This is a genomic window from Aeromonas sp. Y318-3 (assembly GCF_027706185.1).
Classification (GTDB): Bacteria; Pseudomonadota; Gammaproteobacteria; order Enterobacterales; family Aeromonadaceae; genus Aeromonas; species Aeromonas veronii.
Window position 1 is genome coordinate 58,312 of record NZ_JAPDCN010000016.1, and the last position, 21,550, is coordinate 79,861.

General features: G+C 60.6%; 22 protein-coding genes. 17 read left to right on the forward strand and 5 right to left on the reverse strand.

Annotated elements, in window-relative coordinates; genetic code table 11:
- Positions 1-10: 10 nt before the first annotated feature.
- From barA to galE, 7 genes are all read left to right on the forward strand, one after another.
- Positions 11-2,728 (forward strand): two-component sensor histidine kinase BarA, encoded by a 2,718-nt coding sequence (gene barA / locus OKB77_RS19095; RefSeq protein WP_123172393.1) that lies wholly within the window; start codon positions 11-13, stop codon positions 2,726-2,728.
- An 89-nt stretch (positions 2,729-2,817) separates the two neighbouring features.
- Positions 2,818-3,297, forward strand: coding sequence for a DUF1456 family protein (locus tag OKB77_RS19100; RefSeq protein WP_005335594.1), 480 nt, complete (start codon positions 2,818-2,820; stop codon positions 3,295-3,297).
- A gap of 34 nt (positions 3,298-3,331) precedes the next feature.
- Positions 3,332-4,219 (forward strand): N-acetylmuramoyl-L-alanine amidase, encoded by an 888-nt coding sequence (locus tag OKB77_RS19105; protein ID WP_123172392.1) that lies wholly within the window; start codon positions 3,332-3,334, stop codon positions 4,217-4,219.
- 155 nt (positions 4,220-4,374) lie between these two features.
- Positions 4,375-4,842 (forward strand): Dps family protein, encoded by a 468-nt coding sequence (locus tag OKB77_RS19110; RefSeq protein ID WP_005362843.1) that lies wholly within the window; start codon positions 4,375-4,377, stop codon positions 4,840-4,842.
- Between the two features lie 289 nt (positions 4,843-5,131).
- A complete protein-coding gene (gene hcp, locus OKB77_RS19115) occupies positions 5,132-6,781 on the forward strand; it encodes a hydroxylamine reductase (RefSeq protein WP_123172391.1) in 1,650 nt (549 codons plus the stop codon).
- 111 nt (positions 6,782-6,892) lie between these two features.
- A complete protein-coding gene (locus OKB77_RS19120) occupies positions 6,893-7,882 on the forward strand; it encodes a hybrid-cluster NAD(P)-dependent oxidoreductase (RefSeq protein ID WP_123172390.1) in 990 nt (329 codons plus the stop codon).
- A 116-nt stretch (positions 7,883-7,998) separates the two neighbouring features.
- Positions 7,999-9,012 carry a UDP-glucose 4-epimerase GalE gene (gene galE, locus OKB77_RS19125; RefSeq protein ID WP_005335608.1) on the forward strand — a complete coding sequence of 338 codons (1,014 nt, stop codon included), beginning with the start codon at positions 7,999-8,001 and terminating at the stop codon, positions 9,010-9,012.
- A 69-nt stretch (positions 9,013-9,081) separates the two neighbouring features.
- Here galE and OKB77_RS19130 read toward each other — a convergent pair whose 3' ends face one another.
- Positions 9,082-9,783 (reverse strand): phosphatase PAP2 family protein, encoded by a 702-nt coding sequence (locus OKB77_RS19130; protein ID WP_123172389.1) that lies wholly within the window; start codon positions 9,781-9,783, stop codon positions 9,082-9,084.
- A gap of 258 nt (positions 9,784-10,041) precedes the next feature.
- On the opposite strand from OKB77_RS19130, the gene mpl reads away from it, so the two are divergent.
- Positions 10,042-11,412 carry a UDP-N-acetylmuramate:L-alanyl-gamma-D-glutamyl-meso-diaminopimelate ligase gene (mpl, locus tag OKB77_RS19135; protein WP_270818153.1) on the forward strand — a complete coding sequence of 457 codons (1,371 nt, stop codon included), beginning with the start codon at positions 10,042-10,044 and terminating at the stop codon, positions 11,410-11,412.
- Positions 11,409-12,020, forward strand: coding sequence for a flavin prenyltransferase UbiX (locus OKB77_RS19140; RefSeq protein WP_069529846.1), 612 nt, complete (start codon positions 11,409-11,411; stop codon positions 12,018-12,020). Before mpl ends, OKB77_RS19140 begins: the two co-directional genes overlap by 4 nt.
- A gap of 72 nt (positions 12,021-12,092) precedes the next feature.
- Here the strand turns inward: OKB77_RS19140 and OKB77_RS19145 are convergent, their stop codons facing one another.
- Entirely contained in the window at positions 12,093-12,707 is a 615-nt protein-coding gene (locus OKB77_RS19145; protein WP_064341712.1) for a TetR/AcrR family transcriptional regulator, read from the reverse strand.
- Positions 12,708-12,908: 201 nt separating this feature from the next.
- Between OKB77_RS19145 and hpt the strand changes: the two genes are divergently transcribed.
- From hpt to OKB77_RS19185, 8 genes are all read left to right on the forward strand, one after another.
- Positions 12,909-13,439 (forward strand): hypoxanthine phosphoribosyltransferase, encoded by a 531-nt coding sequence (gene hpt, locus OKB77_RS19150; protein ID WP_005335618.1) that lies wholly within the window; start codon positions 12,909-12,911, stop codon positions 13,437-13,439.
- A 111-nt stretch (positions 13,440-13,550) separates the two neighbouring features.
- Positions 13,551-14,468: an ABC transporter ATP-binding protein gene (locus tag OKB77_RS19155; protein WP_123172387.1), complete on the forward strand. Its 918-nt coding sequence runs from the start codon at positions 13,551-13,553 to the stop codon at positions 14,466-14,468.
- Positions 14,465-15,238, forward strand: coding sequence for an ABC transporter permease (locus tag OKB77_RS19160; RefSeq protein ID WP_123172386.1), 774 nt, complete (start codon positions 14,465-14,467; stop codon positions 15,236-15,238). Before OKB77_RS19155 ends, OKB77_RS19160 begins: the two co-directional genes overlap by 4 nt.
- Positions 15,239-15,464: 226 nt before the next feature.
- Positions 15,465-16,616 carry a double-cubane-cluster-containing anaerobic reductase gene (locus tag OKB77_RS19165; protein ID WP_123172385.1) on the forward strand — a complete coding sequence of 384 codons (1,152 nt, stop codon included), beginning with the start codon at positions 15,465-15,467 and terminating at the stop codon, positions 16,614-16,616.
- Between the two features lie 9 nt (positions 16,617-16,625).
- The gene (locus tag OKB77_RS19170; protein WP_064341709.1) at positions 16,626-17,408 is read left to right on the forward strand and encodes an acyl-CoA dehydratase activase; all 783 of its coding nucleotides are present in this window, start codon (positions 16,626-16,628) and stop codon (positions 17,406-17,408) included.
- The gene (locus tag OKB77_RS19175; RefSeq protein WP_064341708.1) at positions 17,405-17,713 is read left to right on the forward strand and encodes a DUF3343 domain-containing protein; all 309 of its coding nucleotides are present in this window, start codon (positions 17,405-17,407) and stop codon (positions 17,711-17,713) included. The genes OKB77_RS19170 and OKB77_RS19175 overlap by 4 nt, the downstream gene beginning before the upstream one ends.
- A 14-nt stretch (positions 17,714-17,727) precedes the next feature.
- Complete coding sequence (locus OKB77_RS19180; RefSeq protein ID WP_064341707.1) at positions 17,728-18,147, forward strand: MauE/DoxX family redox-associated membrane protein; 420 nt, start codon at positions 17,728-17,730, stop codon at positions 18,145-18,147.
- 4 nt (positions 18,148-18,151) lie between these two features.
- The gene (locus tag OKB77_RS19185; protein ID WP_270818154.1) at positions 18,152-18,679 is read left to right on the forward strand and encodes a rhodanese-like domain-containing protein; all 528 of its coding nucleotides are present in this window, start codon (positions 18,152-18,154) and stop codon (positions 18,677-18,679) included.
- 83 nt (positions 18,680-18,762) lie between these two features.
- Here the strand turns inward: OKB77_RS19185 and OKB77_RS19190 are convergent, their stop codons facing one another.
- The 3 genes from OKB77_RS19190 to panC form a co-directional block, all read right to left on the reverse strand.
- Positions 18,763-20,130 (reverse strand): cation:dicarboxylate symporter family transporter, encoded by a 1,368-nt coding sequence (locus OKB77_RS19190; protein ID WP_270818155.1) that lies wholly within the window; start codon positions 20,128-20,130, stop codon positions 18,763-18,765.
- A 149-nt stretch (positions 20,131-20,279) separates the two neighbouring features.
- On the reverse strand, positions 20,280-20,630 hold the full coding sequence (locus OKB77_RS19195) for a putative quinol monooxygenase (RefSeq protein ID WP_005354654.1): 351 nt from the start codon (positions 20,628-20,630) through the stop codon (positions 20,280-20,282).
- 24 nt (positions 20,631-20,654) lie between these two features.
- On the reverse strand, positions 20,655-21,512 hold the full coding sequence (panC, locus tag OKB77_RS19200) for a pantoate--beta-alanine ligase (protein ID WP_270818157.1): 858 nt from the start codon (positions 21,510-21,512) through the stop codon (positions 20,655-20,657).
- Positions 21,513-21,550 lie beyond the last annotated feature (38 nt).

Consider the following 21,550-nt stretch of genomic DNA (forward strand, 5'->3'; position numbering starts at 1 on the left):
GCCTGTTCGTATGACCAAATATGGCCTGAGAGCACGCGTTCTCGCCTTCACCATCCTGCCGACCCTGATCATCGGTGGCCTGATGGCCGGTTACTTCACCTTCCACCGCTACCAGCAGCTGGAAAACAACCTCATTGATCAGGGGATCAACATCATCGAACCGCTGGCGATCGCCAGTGAATACGGGATGACCCAGCACAGTCGCGAATCCCTCAAGCGGCTGATTGGCCTGACCCATCGCAAGAACTCCCCCTTCATCAAGTCCATCGCGGTTTTCACCCAGGACAACCAGCTGTTCGTCACCTCGAACTACCACCGGGATTTCACCCGGCTCAGGCTGCCCGATGGCGAACCCATTCCGGATTTGACCAGCGTGACGTTTCAGGGGGACGACATCATTTTGCGCACCCCGATCCAGGCTGAAACCAGCCTCGATGGCTTCCCGCTGCCCAGCGATGTAGAGCCGCCGATGATCGGCTACATCTCGATGCAGATGGCGACCGACAGGGCCATGCTGCTGCAGTACCGCGACACCTTCTTTGCGGTGATCATGGTGCTCATCGGGGTCGCCTTCAGTACCCTGTTTGGCTTCCGTCTGGTCAAGAGCGTGACCCAGCCCATCACCAACATGGTGCAGGCGGTGCACAAGATCAGGGAGGGGCGGCTCGATACCCGGGTCAGCGGCCAGCTCACCGGCGAGCTGGATATGCTGAAAAACGGCATCAACGCCATGGCCAAGGCGCTCTCCGAATATCACGAAGAGATGCAGCAGAATATCGATCAGGCCACCTCTGACCTGCGCGAAACCCTCGAGCAGATAGAGATCCAGAACGTCGAGCTCGACATGGCCAAGAAGCGGGCGCAGGAGGCGGCGCGGGTCAAATCGGAGTTTCTGGCCAACATGTCCCACGAATTGCGTACCCCGCTCAACGGGGTCATCGGTTTTACCCGCCAGTTGCTGAAAACCAGCCTGACCCCGAGCCAGACCGACTACATGCAGACCATCGAGAAATCGGCGCGCAACCTGCTTGGCATCATCAACGACATCCTCGACTTCTCGAAGCTGGAAGCGGGCAAGCTGCAGCTGGAGCATATCCCGTTCAGCCTGCGCGACACCCTCAACGAGACCATGCACCTGCTCGGCCCCAGCGCCCACGACAAGCAGCTGGAGCTCTCCCTGCGGGTGGATGCCGATGTGCCGGACTACCTCACCGGCGACCCCATGCGTCTGCAACAGGTGCTGACCAACCTCACCGGCAACGCCATCAAGTTCACCGAGCAAGGCAACGTGGATGTCCATATCGAGCAGACCGGCAGTGGCAACCACAAGGTGAGGCTCAACGTCCAGATCCGCGATACCGGCATCGGCATCTCCCAAGAGCAGCAACATCAGCTGTTCCAGGCCTTCAATCAGGCCGACTCCTCCATCTCCCGCCGTTATGGCGGCACGGGCCTTGGCCTCGTCATCACCCAGAAGCTGGTGCAGCAGATGGGCGGCCAGATCCGCTTTGAATCGGAGCTCGGCAAGGGATCCATCTTCTCGTTCAATCTGGATGTGGAGGTCTCCCCCCTGCCCCAGACCGATCAACTACCGCTGGATCGGATCCGTGGCAAACGGCTCTGGCTGCTGGAGCCGGATCCCTTCGCCCAAGCCTCCCTGCTCGCCCTGCTGGCGGAGTGGCACCTCGATGTGCACCCACTGACCAGCGATGATCCCTGGCCCGAGATGAGCGAGCAGGAGATGGTGATCATCGGCAGCAGCACCCTGCATACGCCGCAGCAGGTGCTCGGCCGTCTCGACAGACTGAACGGCCAGCAGCAGAACACCATAGTGCTGCTCAGCAGCCACGAGCCGGCGCTCTATGAAGCTATGCTGGCCCATGGCGCCCAGCACTGTCTCTCCAAACCGGTCAACCACCGCAAGCTGCTGCACGCCCTGCTCTCGCCGGAATCGAGCCGCCAGAAGCTGCCCGCGCAACCTGCGCCGCGCCAGTTGCAGCCGATCAAGGTGCTGGCGGTGGACGACAACGCCGCCAACCTCAAACTGATCGCCGCCATGCTCAAGGAGATGGTGAGTCAGGTGGTGGTGTGCAAAAACGGCAAGGAGGCGGTCAAACAGGCCCAGAGCCAACCGTTCGACATCATCTTCATGGATATCCAGATGCCGATCATGGATGGCATCAGCGCCACCCAGGCGATCCGCAACCAGTCCCTCAACACCACCACCCCGATCGTGGCGGTGACCGCCCACGCCATCCCCGGCGAGCGGGAGCGGCTGATCCGGCAGGGGATGGACGACTATCTGGCCAAACCCATCGACGAGAGCATGCTGGCCCAGCTCATCACCGACTTTGCCCATCGCCGCCACCAGAATAATGGTGCCCAACAGATCGACTGGGCACTGGCGGTGCGGCAAGCGGCAGGGAAAGAGCATCTCGCCAGAGAGATGCTGACCATGCTGCTGGCCAGTTTTGACGAGGTCGAGCCGGTGCTGGATAGCGCACTGGCGGGCGAAATTGAAGATAGCGAGGTGCTGGCCCAGCTCCATCGCCTCAACGGCGGCTGTGCCTATTCCGGGGTACCGGGACTGCAACGGTTGCTCTCCCAGCTGGAGCAACAGCTGCGTGACGGCGTGCCGGTCAGCGAGCTGGAACCCGAGCTGCTGGAGCTGCAAGATGCGCTGGAACTGGTGCGCCAGGAGGCGCCCCGCTATCTCGGCAAAGCTTGATGAGCTTGACCTGAACTGTATCGGCCCCCGCTTTTTCTGACGCGAGGGCTGCCAGATGGTAAAGTTGCGCCGTTTACACAGGAGTCAGCATGACCAACAACGATATTCTGCGCCGTCTGCGCTACGCCCTCACCATCAGCAACGACCAGATGGTCGAGATGTTTGCCAAGGGCAACCTGACGGTCACTCACGCCCAGCTGCACAGCTGGTTGATGAAAGAGGCGGCGGAAGGTGAAGAGCAAGAGGCAGGCTATGTCGCCTGTCCCGACTCGGCCCTGAGCCAGTTCCTCGACGGTTTCATCATCGCCCGCCGCGGCGTGCGGGAAGATGCACCGGCCCAGGTGATCCCGAACCGGATCAACAACAACATGATCCTGCGCAAGCTGCGCATCGGTCTCAACTTCAAGGAAGAGGATATGCTCGGCACCCTCAAGCTCGCCGACTTCAACCTCTCCAAGTCCGAACTCAGTGCCCTGTTCCGCTCCAAGGATCACAAGCACTATCAGGATTGCGGGGATCAGATCCTGCGCAACTTCCTGATCGGTCTCACGGCCAAATACCGCGGCTAACCAGCCGCGCGACTGACCAGACCGGGCCTTCGACATGTGCCAGCAACTCACTCCTCCCACGCTCAGCAGACTGACTGTGGCAGGGGGATGGTGCTGGCGCTGTCTTCTTCCCCTCTTCTTTCTGCCACTGGTTCTGCTGCTGGGTGGTTGTACTCCGTCCGAATATCAGCTCTCAACCCGCTATCAGAGCGCCAACCAGAACGAGCGGATCGCCTTTCTGATCCTCCACTACACCGACGAAGATGATGCCAACTCCCTGCGCCTGCTGACCGAGCCGGAGCACAAGGTGAGCGCCCACTACCTGCTCCCCCGCGACAGCCACGAGACACCGTTCACCGTCTATCAGCTGGTGCCGGACAACGCGCGCGCCTGGCACGCGGGACGCAGCCGCTGGCATCAATATGCCGGGCTCAATGCCAGCTCCCTTGGCATCGAGATCGTCAACCTCGGCTATCCAGCGGAAGATGAGCCGCTGGCACCCCATGCCCGCCGCTGGCAACCCTATACCCCGCAGCAGATTGCTGCCGTCGGCGCACTCAGCCGGGAGCTGGTCGCCCGCTACCAGATTCCACCGACCCAGGTGCTGGGCCACAGCGATGTCGCCCCCGAGCGCAAGCAGGATCCCGGCCCCCACTTCCCCTGGCGCCAGCTCTATCTGACGTACGGAGTCGGCGCCTGGCCCGATGAAGGTCGGGTGGCTGAGTTGCTGGCCAGCCCCTTGCCCGACTGGGATGCGGCCATGTGGCAGCAGCAGTTGGCCCGCTATGGCTATGGCCTGCCCCAGAGCGGCCAGTGGGATGAGCAGAGCCGCGCCGTCTTGGGCGCCTTTCAGCTCCACTTTTGCGCCAGCAAGGTCGATAGCAAACCGGACCGCGAGTGTCAGGCCATCCTGATGGCGCTGCTGGAAAAATACTTCCCCTAATCCTCATCCATTGCCCCCGTTGCTGCGTACTGTTTGATAGCCGTTAGCTATCAAACAGTTAGGCACAAGCAATTGTCCCTGCATTTTGCAAGGCGTTATTCTAACTGCGTTCCGAAAGAGAATTTAAAACCGATTTCCAAATCTGGAGGTGAATGATGAAAAGCCCGATTGGTCTTGATACTGCTCAATCACAAGCCCTGGCAGCCGAGTTGAACAAATTGCTGGCCAGCTACCAGATCCTCTACATGAACGTGCGCGGCTTCCACTGGAATATCCGTGGCAACCAGTTCTTCGAACTGCACCTGAAATTTGAAGAGATTTACAACGACCTGCTGCTGAAAGTCGATGCGCTGGCCGAGCGGATCCTGACCCTGGATGGCGTGCCCATGCACAGCTTCAGCGACTACCTGAAAGTCTCTGCCATCCCGGAGCAAAAAGGGCTGCACGATGGCCGCGCCTGTGTCGAATCCCTGCTGGATAGCTTCCGCGAACTGCTGGTCGCCCAGCGCCGTATTCTGGGTCAGGCCGCCGAAGCCGGTGATGAGGGCACAGCCTCCATCCTCTCCGACTATGTGCAGCAGCAGGAAAAACTGGTCTGGATGCTGCGTGCTTATCTGGCCTGATAGTGAACCAAGCCGACTACAGCGTACGTATGCTGGCTTGAGTAAGTACCGGGCCGACAGCTCCTGACCAGACCACGGCCCAATCCGTCTGATTGTTATGTTCTGTTGCAAACCTGAGTTGTCTCTCCTTTTATCCACCCGCTTGCCGCCCTGTTTGGGCGGCTTTTTTTGTTTTTGATCTACATCAAGGGAACCTTAATTGGCAAATTGAATACCTATTAAGTTTTTCGCGAGAGGAATAGAATCGCCACAAAACAGACAACTGAAATGTCCAATTAGGAGAGGCATGATGTTTTGTGTGCAATGTGAACAGACAATTCGTACCCCGGCAGGCAACGGCTGTGCCTACGCACAAGGTATGTGCGGCAAGACCGCGGAAACCTCGGATCTGCAGGATGTGCTGATCTATACCCTGCAGGGGCTCAGCGCCTGGGCGCTGGCCGCCCGCGAGCAGGGCATCATGAATCGCGAGATCGATGCTTTCGTGCCCAAGGCCTTCTTCGCCACCCTCACCAACGTCAACTTCGACTCGAATCGCATCGTGGCCTACGTCAATCAGGCCCTCGCCTATCGCCAGCAGTTGACCGATCGTCTGACCGCCATGGCGGTGCAGGTCAACGACTTGCCACAGTCCGCTTACTTCGAACCCGGTGCCGAACTGCTGGAACAACTTGCCCATGCCGCACCAGCCGCCCCCAATCGGGGCAAGAACGAGGTAAACGAGGACATCATGGGGCTGCGTCTGCTCTGCCTCTACGGCCTCAAGGGCGCCGCTGCCTATATGGAGCACGCCCGGGTGCTGGATCAGCAGAGTGACGAGGTGGCCGCCGAATTCCACCGCATCATGAGCTGGCTCAGCACAGACCCGAGCGAAATGGGTCGGCTGTTCAACTGTGCCATGGAGATCGGTCAGCTCAACTTCAAAATCATGGAGATGCTGGATTTGGGGGAAACCAGCGCCTTCGGCCATCCGGAGCCGACCCGGGTCAGGGTCACGCCAATTCCCGGCAAGTGCATTCTGGTCTCCGGCCACGACATGATGGATCTCAAGCTCATTCTGGAGCAGACCAAAGGGACCGGCATTCATGTCTACACCCACGGCGAGATGCTGCCCGCACTGGCCTATCCCTTCTTCAAGCAGTACCCCCATCTGGTGGGCAACTACGGCTCCGCCTGGCAAAACCAGCAGAAAGAGTTTGCCAACTTCCCGGGCGCGGTGGTGATGACCTCCAACTGCATCATCGACCCGAACGTGGGCAACTACTCGGATCGCATCTTCACCCGCTCCATCGTCGGCTGGCCGGGCGTAACCCATCTGGAGGGGGATGATTTCTCCGCCGTGATTGCCAAGGCCCAAGCGCTGGAAGGCTTCAAGCACACCGAGCTCGAGCACTTCATCACCATCGGCTTTGCCCGCAACGCCCTGATGCAGGCAGCACCCGCGGTGATCGAGAAGGTCAAAGCCGGAGAGATCAGCCACTTCTTCCTGGTGGGTGGCTGTGACGGCGACAAGGCCGAGCGCGCCTACTTCACCGAGTTTGCCAAGGCGGCGCCGCGCGACAGCCTGCTGCTCACCCTGGGCTGCGGCAAATACAAGTTCAACAAGCTCGACTTTGGCGACATCGGCGGCATTCCGCGTCTGCTGGACGTGGGTCAGTGCAACGATGCCTACTCCGCCATTCAGTTGGCGCTGGCACTCTCCGAGGCGTTCGAGTGCGGGGTCAACGATCTGCCGCTAACGCTGGTGCTCTCCTGGTTCGAGCAAAAAGCCATCGTTATTCTGCTCACCCTGCTCTCCCTCGGGGTGAAGGACATTCGTACCGGCCCGACCGCCCCCGCCTTCCTCACCCCGGCTCTGCTCAAGGTGCTGGAAGAGCAGTTCGGTCTGAAAGGGACCACCACGGCCGAGGCTGACTTGGCCGAGATCCTGGCGGCCTGATCGGCACCTCATGTTGTAAGCGTTTGGCGAGCCGCCCGGCTCGCCTTTTTGCTGGACCCAGCTTTTTCACCAGACGTTTTTCAACCCGCTTCAAACCTAAGGAGCCTTGTGATGACCTCTCTCACGCTCACCTGCATTGGCCGCCAACAGAACACCCACGACGTCGTGAGCTGGCAGCTGGCGCCCCTTTCCGGCAGCCTCCCTCCCGTACTGTCTGGCCAGTGCATCACCCTGCATACCGAGATTGACGGCCAGCCGGAGTGCCGCGCCTATACCCTCTCCTCCAGCCCGCAGGATGCGTGCTGGCAGGTCACCATCAAGGATGTGGGGCTAGTCTCCCACCATCTGCACCAGACCCTGCAAGTGGGAGACAAGATCCGGGCTGATGGCCCGTTCGGCGATTTCAACCTGACCGCCCTGCCCTGCGAGCGGCCGCTGCTCTTGAGCGCTGGTTCCGGCATCACCCCCATGTGGGCCATGTTGCGGGACGAGCTAGCCAAACGGCCGGATGCCGATATCCGCTTTATCCATAGCGCCCGCTCGCCAGCAGATGTGATCTTCGCAGATGACTTGGCTGCATTGGCCGAAGCCCATGCCGGTGTACGGCATACCCTGATTCTGGAAAATGCCCCAGCAGATCACCCCTGGATTGGCCGACTCACCCCCGCCATGCTGGCCGAACTGGCCCCAGATCTGCGCGAACGCCATGTCTATCTCTGCGGCCCGGCCCCCTATATGGCGGCGGTCAGTACCATGCTGGCAGAACTCGGGCTGCCACCAGAGCAGCTGCATCAGGAGTCCTTCGGTCTTCCTCCCGCAGAGCCCGCTGCTACCGCCAGCGACCACTTCTGGCTAACCCTGAAAAAGAGCGGCAAGAAAGTGAAAATCCTGCCGGGTCAGACCCTGCTGGCGGCGCTGGAAGCGGCGGGCGAAACCATGATGGCTGCTTGCCGCGCCGGGGTATGTGGCAGCTGTCGTTGCACCACCACAGGTGACATCGAACGCCAGAGCGTGATGACCTTGAGTGCGCAGGATCTGGAGAGCGGCGTTGCTCTGGCCTGCTCCTGCACCGCGAAAGGGGATATCAGTCTCGATTATTGAGGCGTGGTGAAGGCTTTTGTGAGGTGCGGTGAAAGCGTCATCGGTATCCCAACCTTTTCCCAAGTAGACAGGGGCGCTAGACTCTGCCCCAGTTTCACCAGAACACGGGATAAAAAATGACAATACTGGTCACAGGGGGCGCCGGCTATATCGGCTCCCACACCCTGGTTGAGCTGCTCGGCGCGGGGCAGCAGGTCGTGGTACTCGACAACCTATCCAACTCCTCACCGGAGTCACTCAAGCGGGTCGAGCAGATCACCGGCAAGCCGGTCACCTTCGTCGAAGGGGATGTGCTGGACAGAGCCTGCCTGCAGCAGCTGTTCGCCAACCACCAGATCGAATCGGTCATCCACTTCGCCGGTCTCAAGGCGGTCGGGGAGTCGAGCCAGATCCCGCTCACCTACTACCAGAACAACATCAGCGGCACTCTGGTGCTGTGCGAAGAGATGGCCAAGGCTGGCGTTTTCCGGCTGGTATTCAGCTCCTCGGCCACCGTCTATGGCGATCCCGCCTCGGTACCGCTGCGGGAAGATTTTCCCACCAGCGCCACCAACCCCTATGGTCGCTCCAAGCTGATGGTGGAGGAGATCCTGCGCGATCTCGCCAAATCCGATCCCCGCTGGGCCATCGTACTGCTGCGTTACTTCAACCCGGTCGGCGCCCACGAGAGCGGCCTGATTGGTGAAGATCCCAACGGCATCCCCAACAACCTGCTGCCCTATATCAGCCAAGTGGGTGTCGGCAAGCTCAAGGAGCTGGGGGTATTTGGCAATGACTACCCGACCCCGGATGGCACCGGCGTGCGCGACTACATCCATGTGGTGGATCTGGCCATCGGTCACCTGAAAGCACTGGCACGCATCAAGAGCGACACCGGCGTCTTCACCTACAACCTGGGCACAGGTCAGGGCTACTCGGTACTGGAGATGGTCAAGGCGTTTGAAGCGGCCAGCGGCCGACCCATTCCCTACCAGATCAAACCCCGTCGCCCAGGCGACATCGCCGAGTGCTGGGCAGAGCCAACGCTGGCCCGTGCCGAGCTGGGCTGGCAGGCAGAACGCGGTCTGGAGCAGATGATGGTCGATACCTGGCGCTGGCAAAGCAACAACCCGAACGGCTATCAAGGCTGATCTCTCGCGGGTTGATAACAAAACGCCCCGACATTTTCATGTCGGGGCGTTTTATTTTGCGACGTTCAATCAGTGGGTCTGACTGCGCAGCAGCGGCACACGGGCCAATCGGGGGGCGATGCGGTCTATCAACCGATCCGCCAGCGGGGTCAGCAGCAGCCAGGGCAGGCAGAGGGTCGCCAGCCCCAGCGCACCGACATAGACATCGGTAAACCAGTGGGCGCCCGCCAGAATGCGCGGTGCGGAAAAGATCGGCACCATCAGCAATGCGGTAATACCCGCCCAGCGCGGCAGATAGCGCAAGGCGTAGCCCGCGAAGACCATCAGGAACAGGGCGTGATCGCCGGGGAAACTATCGCCAGAAGAGTCCTTGGTCGGAATAGCACTGATCTGGGTCACCCGCAGCGCATCGGCCACCATCAGGGTCGGGCTGGGTCGCTCCACCGGCAATCGGTGACCAAGCTGGTTGATCACCAGTGCGCTCAGCAACATCACTATGCCCATTGCCACCAGCTGGCGACGACCCGCCAAATCCCGGGCGAAGAAGCAGCGGGCTAGGATCAGCCCCATACAGGCCAGCACCGCCAGATCGAACAGCCGGTTATTGGTGATGGCCACCAGATCGGCCCACAGAGCCGACTGGCCGAGCCAGCCGTTGACGGTATGAAAAATCGCGAGGTCCCACTGATCCCAGGGACCGTGAGCGGGCAGCGCAGCCCAACTGATGGCCACCAGACCACCGACCAGATAGCAAAGCAGGAACTTGCCCATGGGGACTCTCCTTTGGAAAAGGGCGATATCGTAAAACTGTAGAGTGCGTCACAAAACCGAAGAATTGTAAGAAAGTGCGACACAATATCAAGCCTCAAATAAAACCCATCAGCCCATTCCAATCTCGCATATCCCAACAGCGCCAAGATTTCTGCCTCCGGTGCTGCATCTGTGGGCCTCTCACCATGAGTGCGGCTTGTGCCACCACCGCAACACCCCCTAGAATGCGCACTTCCCTTTACTGCGAAAGGAAGCGGTATGCATATTCACATTCTCGGGATCTGCGGCACCTTTATGGGTGGTCTGGCGGTGTTGGCAAAACAGCTTGGTTACCGGGTGACCGGTTCGGATGCCAACGTCTATCCCCCCATGAGTACCCAGCTCGAGCAACAGGGCATCGAACTGACCGAAGGCTATGACCCCTCCCAACTCGATCCGGCGCCGGATCTGGTGGTGATCGGCAACGCCATGAGCCGCGGCAACCCCTGTGTTGAATATGTGCTGGACCGCAATCTGCCCTACATCTCCGGTCCCCAGTGGCTGCTGGAGCACGTGCTGCAAGATCGCTGGGTGCTGGCCGTTGCCGGCACCCATGGCAAGACCACCACCGCCAGCATGTTGGCCTGGGTGCTAGAGTACGCCAAACTGGAACCCGGTTTCCTTATTGGAGGCGTGCCGGGCAACTTCCCGGTCTCCGCCCGTCTCGGCTCCGCCCCCTTCTTTGTCATCGAAGCGGACGAGTATGACTGCGCCTTCTTCGACAAACGCTCCAAGTTCGTCCACTACCATCCGCGCACCCTGGTGATGAACAATCTGGAGTTTGACCATGCGGACATCTTCCCGGATCTCGCCGCCATCCAGCGCCAGTTCCACCACCTGATGCGCACCGTGCCGAGTAACGGCCGGGTGCTGTTCCCGCAAGCGGATGACAACCTCACCGCCGTGCGCAAGATGGGCTGCTGGAGCGAGGTGGAGCTGGTGGGTCAGGACAACGCCAAGTGGAAAGCGCTCAAACTAGCCGACGACGGCTCCGCCTTCGAGGTGTGGCTGGATGGCGAAAAGCAGGGTGAGGTGCACTGGGAGTGCATCGGCGAGCACAACGTCAACAACGGTCTGATGGCCATCGCTGCCGCCCGCCACGCCGGTGTCATGGTAGAGCATGGCATCGCCGCCCTCTGCCAGTTCAAATCCCCCAAACGGCGGATGGAGCTCAAGGGTGAGGTAGCGGGCATCAGCGTCTATGACGACTTCGCCCACCACCCCACCGCCATCGAGACCACCCTCGGCGGCCTGCGCGCCAAGGTAGGCAGCTCACGTATTCTGGCGGTGCTGGAGCCTCGCTCCAACACCATGAAGCTGGGGGTTCACAAGGAGGAGCTGGCTGGCTGCTTCGATGGCGCCGACGAGGTGTTCTTCTTCCAGCCCCCCAACATCGGCTGGGATCTCGGCGAGGTGACGGCCCATATGACCCGACCCGCCAAGGTATTCAACGATCTGGAGACCCTGATCAACCGGCTGGTGGCCGAGAGCCGCGATGGCGACCATATTCTGATCATGAGCAACGGCGGCTTCGGCGGTATTCATGACAAGCTGATCGCCCGACTCAAGGATTACCACGGCGAACTATGAACAAAGCGATCACCCTGGCGCTGACCGGCGCCTCCGGCGCCCCCTACGCCCTGCGCCTGCTCCAGTGTCTGGTGCAGGCCGACTATCGGGTCTACCTGCTCGCCTCATCGGCGGCTCGTGTGGTACTCAAGACCGAACAGCAACAGGATTGGCCCGGCTCGCCGAAAGAGCTCTCTGCCTATCTTTGTCGCCAATATGGCGCCAAGGAGGGGCAGATTGTCGCCTGCGGCAAGGAGGAGTGGTTCTCGCCGGTGGCCTCCGGTTCGGCCGCGCCCAAACAGATGGTGGTCTGCCCCTGCTCCATGGGCACCGTCTCGGCCATTGCCAACGGCACCTCCGACAACCTGCTGGAGCGGGCAGCGGATGTGGTGATCAAGGAGCGTGGCCAGCTGATCCTGGTGCCCCGCGAAACCCCCTTCTCGGCGATCCATCTGGAGAACATGCTGAAACTGGCGCGGCTCGGGGTGACCATCATGCCTGCCGCGCCCGGTTTCTATCATGAGCCGAAAAGCATCGCCGATCTGGTGGACTTTATGGTCGCCCGCATCCTCGATCATCTAGGTGTCGAGCATGAGTTGACCCACCGCTGGGGCTATGGCCACCATTGAGCTGACCGCCACATTCGGCCATAAAAAAACGGCGCCACTCAATGAGTGACGCCGTTTTTTCGTTAAGCCGTGTTAGCGAGCCTGAATCGGTGCAGTCACGTACTTGAACAGGAAATCAGCCACCTCTTGCCGCGCCGGGCGCTGAGGTTGATTGATCATCTGCATCATCACATAGCCAAAACCGGTCAAAGAGCGGGCCAGATCCTGTGCTGACAGCACGCTGGTGATCTCCCCTGCATCCATGGCGGTTTGCAGCTCGCTGGCGATCAGCTCAAGGCAGTGATCGAGCAGCCGGGTATAGCGGGGCCATACCTCTTCCCGAACCGATGAGCTCCACTCCAGCCAGATACCGGCATAATCCGGTTGATCGTAGGCGGCATCGACAGAGAGGCGTACATGACGCTGGATCTTGTCGAAAATGGAGCCCTGGTCACCGTATGCCTGCGACAGCATTTGGTTCACAAAGCGTTCGATCTCGGCCAGCACCTCATCTACCAACTCCTCACGGGTGTTGAAATAGTTGAAGACGGTAGCCACAGAGACCTTGGCCTGTTCGGCTATCTCGGCGTGACCTGCACGGCCAATGCCGCGACGGGAGAACACCTCGATGGCACATTCCATCAATTGGGAGCGACGAGCTTCCGGCGACAGCCGGGTACGACGTCTTATTTCTGCGCGTGGTTCCATAGTTTTTATCATCTAATAGTTATTGATTATGGTGTTTATAGTATTTTAACTAATCATGCCTGAGTGCCTGCTAACTCTATCAATTAAAATAAGCCGATAAAAGCACCACGTATCTCTAGCACCCTTCAACATGAGTGGTAGAATCATCGGTTTTGATATTCATGAACGGCCAAATCCCCTTTGGCCTTATGGGAGTAAGTGATGAAACACACCGTCGAGGTGATGATCTCCGAGGCTGAAGTAGCCGCCCGGATCGCCAAATTGGGTGAAGAGATCACCGCCCGCTATCAGGGTTCTGACGAAGTCGTGATGATTGCGCTGCTGCGCGGTTCCTGCATCTTCCTGGCCGATCTCTGCCGCCAGTGCCAGCTGCCCATCACCCTGGACTTCATGACCGCCTCCAGCTACGGCTCCGGCATGCACAGCACCCGTGACGTCCGCATCCTCAAAGACCTGGACGATGACATCAAGGGCAAGGATGTGGTGATCGTGGAAGACATCATCGACACCGGTTACACCCTCAACAAGGTGCGCGAGATCCTCTCCCTGCGCGAGCCGAAATCCCTGGCCATCTGCACCCTGCTGGACAAACCCTCCCGCCGCGAAGTGCAGGTGCCGGTCGACTGGATTGGCTTCGCCATTCCGGACGAATTCGTGGTCGGCTGTGGCATCGACTACGCCCAGAAGTACCGCAACCTGCCGTTTATCGGCAAAGTGGTACCCCAGGAGTAAGCCAGGTTCAGGAATATCACGGGTGAAGCGGCCTTGCGCCCTTTACTCTGTGCAGGCGGCCTTGGCCGCCTTTTCTGTATCGAGCCGGATTCAACCATCACAGAGGTTGCAATGAACGCACTGGAAATCAGCGGCCTGAAAAAGACCTATCAGGGGGGCGTCGAAGCCCTTAAAGGCATCGATCTTACCGTCAGGCAGGGGGATTTCTTCGCCCTGCTCGGCCCAAACGGCGCGGGCAAGTCCACCACCATCGGCGTCATCAGCTCGCTGGTGAACAAGAGCGCCGGCAAGGTGAAGGTGTTTGGCTACGACATCGACAGCGATCTGGAACAGGCCAAGGCTCAGCTCGGGCTGGTGCCGCAGGAGTTCAACTTCAGCCAGTTCGAGAAGGTGATCCAGATTGTCACCCATCAGGCCGGTTTCTACGGCGTGCCCAAGGCGGAAGCCAAGATCCGCGCCGAGAAGTACCTGCGCCAGCTCGATCTGTGGGAGAAGCGCGACATGCCTGCCCGCACTCTCTCAGGCGGCATGAAGCGTCGCCTGATGATCGCCCGCGCCCTGATGCACGAGCCCAAGCTGCTGATCCTCGATGAACCGACCGCCGGGGTCGATATCGAGATCCGCCGCTCCATGTGGACCTTCCTCAAGGATCTCAACGAGCAGGGTGTCACCATCATTCTCACTACCCACTATCTGGAAGAGGCGGAGATGCTCTGCCGCAACATCGGCATCATCGACAAGGGTCGTCTGATCGAGAACACCAGCATGAAAAACCTGCTGGGCAAGCTGGGTCGCGAGACCTTCCTGCTCGACCTTGCGCCAGGTTCTGCCGTACCCGAGGTGCCGGAGTTCAACGGCCGCATGTCGGATGAACGCACCCTTGAGGTGGATCTCGACAAGAGCCAGTCACTCAACAGCCTGTTCGAGCAGTTGTCGAACCAGCAGGTGCAGGTCGTGAGCATGCGAAACAAAGCCAACCGGCTGGAAGAGCTGTTCGTCAATCTGGTCGAAGAGGGGAGAAAAGCATGAATCTGGCCATCTATTACATCGCCTTCAAGAGCATTCTGGCCAAGGAGGTGAGCCGCTTTACCCGGATCTGGATCCAGACCCTGGTGCCACCGGCCATCACCATGAGCCTCTACTTCGTCATCTTCGGCAACCTGATCGGTTCGCGCATCGGTGACATGGGTGGCTTCACCTACATGGAGTTCATCGTGCCCGGCCTCATCATGATGTCGGTGATCACCAACTCCTACTCCAACGTCGCCTCCTCCTTCTTCAGCGCCAAGTTCCAGCGCAATATCGAGGAGATGCTGGTGGCGCCGGTGCCCAACTACGTCATCATCGCCGGTTACGTGGGCGGAGGCGTGGCACGCGGCCTCTGTGTAGGCCTCATCGTCACCCTGGTATCGCTGTTCTTCGTGCCGCTGCAGATCCACCATCTGTTCAGCGTCTGCGTGACCGTGCTGCTCACCGCGATCCTCTTCTCGCTGGGTGGCCTTATCAACGCGGTGTTTGCCAAGACCTTCGACGACATCAGCATCATCCCCACCTTCGTGCTGACCCCGCTCACCTATCTGGGTGGAGTGTTCTACTCCATCAGCCTGCTGCCCCCCTTCTGGCAGGGGGTCTCCCAGGTGAACCCCATCATCTACATGGTGAACGCGTTCCGTTACGGTTTCCTCGGTATCTCCGACGTGCCGCTCGGCACCGCCTACCTCATCATCATCGGCTTCATCGTGGCTCTCTACGGTCTGGCCTGGTGGCTTATCTCGCGCGGCACCGGTCTGCGCCACTGATGACCAGAACGGGCACCTCGCGGTGCCCTTTTTTTATTCCCCCTGTAGCCCCTTAAACCTGCCAGCCCCCTTCGCAATAACCTGCCTGTTATTAAGGCTTTACCTGACACCTTGTGATCCACCGCAATTTTCGAATTACCCCCAAAGGTATAATTCTCGCGGTTGGATGTGCCGTCATTGATGGAGCATCTGTCTCTTCATTTCTCTCATCAGGGCAGGATCGCCTATGTCACTTATCACCGAGTTGCCAGCCATTTTCGATAGTTTTTCAGATGCCCGTCGTCAGGGCTTTCTGGCTGTGATGGCACTCAAGGAGCGACAGATCCCCCTGGTCGGCACCTACTGCACCTTTATGCCGCAGGAGGTGGCGATGGCTGCCGGCGCAGTGGTGGTATCGCTCTGCTCCACCAGCGACGAGACCATCGAAGAGGCCGAGAAAGATCTGCCCCGCAACCTCTGCCCGCTCATCAAGAGCAGCTACGGGTTCGGCAAGACCGACAAGTGCCCCTACTTCTACTTCTCCGATCTGGTGGTGGGGGAAACCACCTGCGACGGCAAGAAGAAGATGTACGAGTACATGGCCGAGTTCAAACCGGTGCACGTGATGCAGCTGCCCAACCGCGCCGATGACGAGGCCTCCCGCACCCTGTGGCGCAGCGAGATTGTCCGCTTCAAGGAGCTGCTGGAGCAGCAGTTTGGTAAGCCCATCAGCGAGCAGGCGCTGCGCGACGCCATCGCGCTGAAGAACCGCGAGCGCCGCGCACTGGCTGACTTCTACCGGCTGGGTCAGCTCAACCCGCCAGCGCTGAGCGGCACCGACATCCTCAAGGTGGTCTATGGCGCCCCCTTCCGCTTCGATAAGGAGCAGCTCATCAGCGAGCTGCAGGAGATGACCCGCCGCATCAAGGCCGAGTATGCCGACGGCAAGCGGCTCGATGCCCGTCCGCGCATCCTCATCACCGGCTGCCCCATCGGCGGCGCAGCTGACAAGGTGGTGCGCCTCATCGAGGAGCACGGTGGCTGGGTGGTGGGTTACGAGAATTGCACCGGCGCCAAGGCGACCGAGCAGTGCGTCAGCGAGGAGGGTGACCTGTTCGATGCGCTGACCGACAAGTATCTGGCCATCGGCTGCTCCTGCATCTCCCCCAATCACCAGCGCATGAATCTGCTGAGCCAGATGGTGGAGGAGTATCAGGCAGACGGGGTGATCGACGTGATCCTGCAGGCCTGTCACACCTATGCGGTGGAGTCGCTCGCCATCAAGCGCCATGTGCGCGATCGCCACGGCATCCCCTACATGGCGGTGGAGACCGACTACTCCAGCGCCGACAAGGGACAGCTGGCCACCCGGCTGGCCGCCTTTATCGAGATGCTGTAAGGAGGCGCCGTGTCACTCTCCATCGGGATTGACTCGGGCTCCACCGCGACCAAGGGGATCCTGTTCGACAGCCGGGATGGCGGACGTATCGTCCGCCGTTTTCTGGTGCCGACCCCCTTTCGTCCGCTGGCTGCCATCGAGCAAGGCTGGGAGGAGCTCTCGGCCGATTTGCCAGAGCGCCCCCACCTGACCCTGACCGGCTATGGCCGGGATCTGGCGTCGTTCGCCGATCGCCGGGTTACCGAGATCTCCTGCCATGGGCTGGGGGCTCGCCTGCTCTGCTCGTCGGTACACACCGTCATCGACATCGGCGGGCAGGACAGCAAGGTGATCCAGCTCGATAGCGACGGCAACCTCACCGATTTTCTGATGAACGACAAGTGCGCCGCCGGCACCGGTCGCTTTCTCGAGGTGATCACCCGCACTCTGGGAGCTCGGGTCGAGCAGCTTGACGAACTGCTGCAAGAGGCCGAGCCCCACGACATCAGCAGCATGTGTACCGTGTTTGCCGAATCGGAGGCTATCAGCCTGCGCTCGGCGGGCATTCCGGCCGAGTCAATCCTGGCCGGTATCGTCCGCTCCATGGCCCGGCGCAGCGCCAACTTTATCGACCGCCTCGGCGCCCGACCGAGCGTACTCTTTACCGGCGGTGTCAGCCACTGCGCCACCTTCCGCCACTATCTGGCCGAAGGGTTGGGCTGCGAAGTGGCCACCCACCCGGATGCCCAGTTTGCCGGTGCGCTGGGTGCCGCCCTGTTCGGCGCGCGCGCCAGCACGGGAGGCAAATCATGAATCAGGAGTTTCTCTACCTGTTCCACTCTACCCTCGGCACGGTCAGACTACGCAAGCGGCTGGAGCAGCACGACCAGTCGTTTCGGGTCTGCGACGTGCCGCGCCTGCTCAGTGCTGGCTGTGGCCTCGCCATTCGCCTCCACTGCCCGCCAGACGAGTGGTCACAGTGGTGCCAAAGCGGTGAAACCGCCGCCGTCTTTCGCTGCGAAGCGGACGGCGACTATCAGGAGCTGGCCCGCTATCCGGCCGATAGCCCGGACATGGCGAAGCAAACGCCTGTGGCTGGCAGTCGGAGTCATGGATGATAAAGAGCTATCCCATGGTTGTTTATCTGCGCATGCTGGCCAATCTGGCTCTGGGAGGATTCTTCCTCGCCTCCGCCGGGTTCAAGCTGGTCTCCCCCGCCCTGTTTGTCGAACAGATCGCGGCCTTCGGGCTGATCTGGCCGTCACTGATCCCGCCAGTGGCCTGGGGGCTGATCGCGCTGGAGCTCTGCGCCGGGCTTGCAGTCATCGCCAACCGGCGCTGGGGACTGTGGCTGGTGATCGGGCTGCTCGCCCTGTTTATTCCGGTGTTGGGCTATGGCGTTGCCATCGGGCTCGACATCTCTTGCGGCTGTCTAGGCAGGGCTGACCTCAGCTCATTGCCGGAGGCTATTGTGCGGGATCTGCTGCTACTGACGCTTGCGGGCGCCCTGCTGCGAACTTCCCGCCCCGTTTTTCCCGTTCCAAAGGAGTAGTGACATGATGACATTGCGATCCCGCACCCTGCTGGCCTCGCTGATCGCCGCCAGCTTTGCCCTCACGGGCTGTGGCGACAACCAGTTCGAGCAGGAGGTGAAGCTGGAGCAGTCGGCGGTGCAGCTGGCGCAAGAGACACAGCAAGGGGGCTATCAGCTGCTGACCGTGGCCGAGCTGAAGACCCGGATGGACAAGGGCGAGGAGCTGGTGATCATCGACACCATGCCCTATGAGGACTCCTACAAGAAAGAGCACATCCCGGGCGCCAAGAACTTTGTCTTCGTGAAGGAGGCCAAGGCCGGTGACAACTGGAGCGAGATCGTCGAGGGAAGCGGCACGGCGGAGCAGTTCCAGGCGCTGCAGGGTGAAGACAAGTCCCGCCCGGTGGTGATCTACTGCGGCTTCGTCAAGTGCGGCCGCAGCCACAACGCTGCCGCCTGGGCAGTGACTCAGGGCTATCAGCAGGTCTATCGGGTGCCGGGCGGCATCTTTGCCTGGAAAGGCGCCGGTTACCCCGTCTCTGCCGAGTAACTGCGTCTGCCCACAAGGCAACACAGCCGATATGAAAGAAGCCCGCAACTGCGGGCTTCTTTCATATTACGTGGCACTCAGGGTTAGCTGGCGGCCTGTTCCTGCGGCTGCTCCGCTTGGGCCAGCTGTTGCTTGCCCAGCAACCGCTTGGTGATCATCGCCGCCATGATGGAGCCATTGACGTTGAGAGCTGTGCGGCCCATATCCACCAGTGGCTCGATGGCGATCATCACCCCCACCAGCGCGATGGGGAAGTTGAGGGTGGAGAGCACGATCAGCGCGGCGAACGTCCCACCACCGCCGACGCCGGCCACCCCGATGGAGCCCAGCGCAATCACCGGCAGCAGGGTGAGCAGGAACAGCGGGTCAAACGGGTTGATGCCGAGCATGGGGGCAATCATCGCCACCATCATGGCCGGATAGATACCGGCGCAGCCGTTCTGGCCGAGGTTGGCACCGAACGAGGCGGCAAAGTTGGCGATGCTGGCGGGCACGCCAAGACGCTGCTGGGTCTCGATGCTGAGCGGGATGGAAGCCGCGCTGCTGCGGGAGACAAAAGCGAAGGTGAGCACGCACCACACTTCCCGCAAATAGTGCAGCGGGTTCTGGCCGATCAGCAGCAGGATCACCATGTGCACCGCAAACATCGCCAGAATGGCGACGTAGCAGACCAGAATAAAGCCGAGCAGGCTGAGGATCTCGCTCAGGGGATAGTGGGCCACCACCCGGGCGATCAGCGCCATCACGCCATAGGGGGTGAGGGCAATCACCACCCGCACCATCTTCATTACCCACAGTTGCAGGGTGTCGATGGCCACGGCGGCGCGAGTACCCGCCTGCGGATGCTCCGCCTTCAACTGCAGCAGGGCAACCCCCGCCAGCACGGTAAAGATCACCACCCCGATCACCAAGAGACCGCGGCTACCCGCCATATCGGCGGCAAAGTTGGTGGGCACCAGCGAAAGCAGCAGGGCCGGCAGAGTCTGGGCACTGTCGATGGTGCTCATGCTCTGTTGCAGCGCAGCGCTGTCGCTGCCGTGGCTCAGCAGCCCCTCGGCAGTGAGACCACTCAGATGGGTCACCGTCATCCCCACCACACCGGCGATCATCACCAGGGTCAGCATGGAGCCGATCAGCACGGCGCTGATCTTGCCGAGGGACTGGGCCTGCTCCAGCTTGTTGATGGCGGAGAGGATGGAGGTGAACACCAGCGGCATCATCACCACCTTGAGCAGACTGACATAGCCGCCGCCGACGATATTGACCCACTCCAGGGTCTGCCGGACGCCGGCATCATCGGCGCCCCACCCCAATTGCAGCGCCAGCCCGAACAGGGCGCCAAGCAGCAGACCCGCAAGCACCTTGCGCGAGAGCGGCAAACCGGTAGGCAACCGGGTGAGAGCAAAACAGAGCAGACAGAAAACAAGCGATGCAATCAGGACAAACATCATGAGTACCTGTAGCGGCCATCAGGCCGAAAGTGGATAGAAACGAAGGGAGATGCGGGCTGGGCCGCAGAACAAAACGCCGGGATGCAGGAGAGTGCAGGCGTGAAAAAGCAGCGGACGCCCAAGAGGGCGTCCGCTGGCAATCGGGGGTATTACTTCTTTACGGGGGCGTCGTACTGTTCAGGTTCGTCGCTATAGACGCAGACATTCCACTTCGCGGCCAAACCATCTTCCGCCAGACAGTAACGCTCGAAGAAAGCCTTGATCTCCGCGCGCTGGCAGTGGGCTTCGAAAGCCGCCATATCTTGCCAAATCTCGTTGAACACGATGGGGAAGCTCTCCCCCTCGGCAAAGGGGCTGGCGATGTGGCGGGTCACCCGATATTGCAGGCAGCCATCCTCACGCAGGGTGTTGGGCTCGAGTGCCTGCAGCACCTGAAACAGGGCTTGCTCCTGACCGGGTTTGGGCAGGAATTGGGCAATGCAGTAAACCTTCTTGGACATGGAGTCCTCCTGGTTGTGGCGGGCTCAGGCTTGCTGCAGCGTGACCACTTGATTGTCGATAAGGCGGGCCTTGCCAAGATAAGCGGCCATCAGGATCACCAGCTGCGCGCTCTCGTCAGTGGCGGATTCGAGGGTGGCAGCATCGACGATGTCGATGGCATCGGTACGAAAACCGGCATTGTCGAGGCGTTGGCTGGCCTGCGCCACCAAGGATGGCAGGTGGTGGTCACCCGCTTCGATCTGCTCGGCGATCCAGTTCATGGTGCGCGCCAGCTCGGGGGCGATGGCCCGCTCGGCGGCAGTCAGGTAGCCGTTGCGGGAAGAGAGTGCCAGCCCGTCTTCGGCCCGCACGGTGGGCACGCCGACGATCTCGATGGGCATCGCCATGTCGACCACCATCTTGCGAATGAGCGCCAGCTGCTGGTAATCCTTCTGGCCAAAACAGGCCACATCCGGCTGTACCAGATTGAACAGCTTGGTAACGACAGTGCTGACCCCGCGGAAGTGACCCGGGCGCAGTGCCCCCTCCAGCAGATTGGAGAGACCCGGCACCTCGACGAAGGTCTGGCTGGCCAGCCCCTGCGGATACATGATCTCCGGGGTCGGGGTGAACACCATATCGACACCGGCCGCTTCCAGCGCGGCGCAATCTTGCTCCAGAGTGCGCGGATAGTTGGCAAGATCCTCGGCCTTGTCGAACTGCATCGGGTTGACGAAGATGCTGACCACCACCTTCTCGGCGTGGCTGTGCGCCTCTTTCACCAGCGTCAGGTGGCCCTGATGCAGATTGCCCATGGTGGGCACGAATGCGATGGCACGCCCTTCACGGCGCCATTGGCTGATCTGCTCACGCAGAACGACGGGATTATTTACGACCAACATCAGCAGTTCACCTTCCGATAAATCAAAAAGAGAGACGG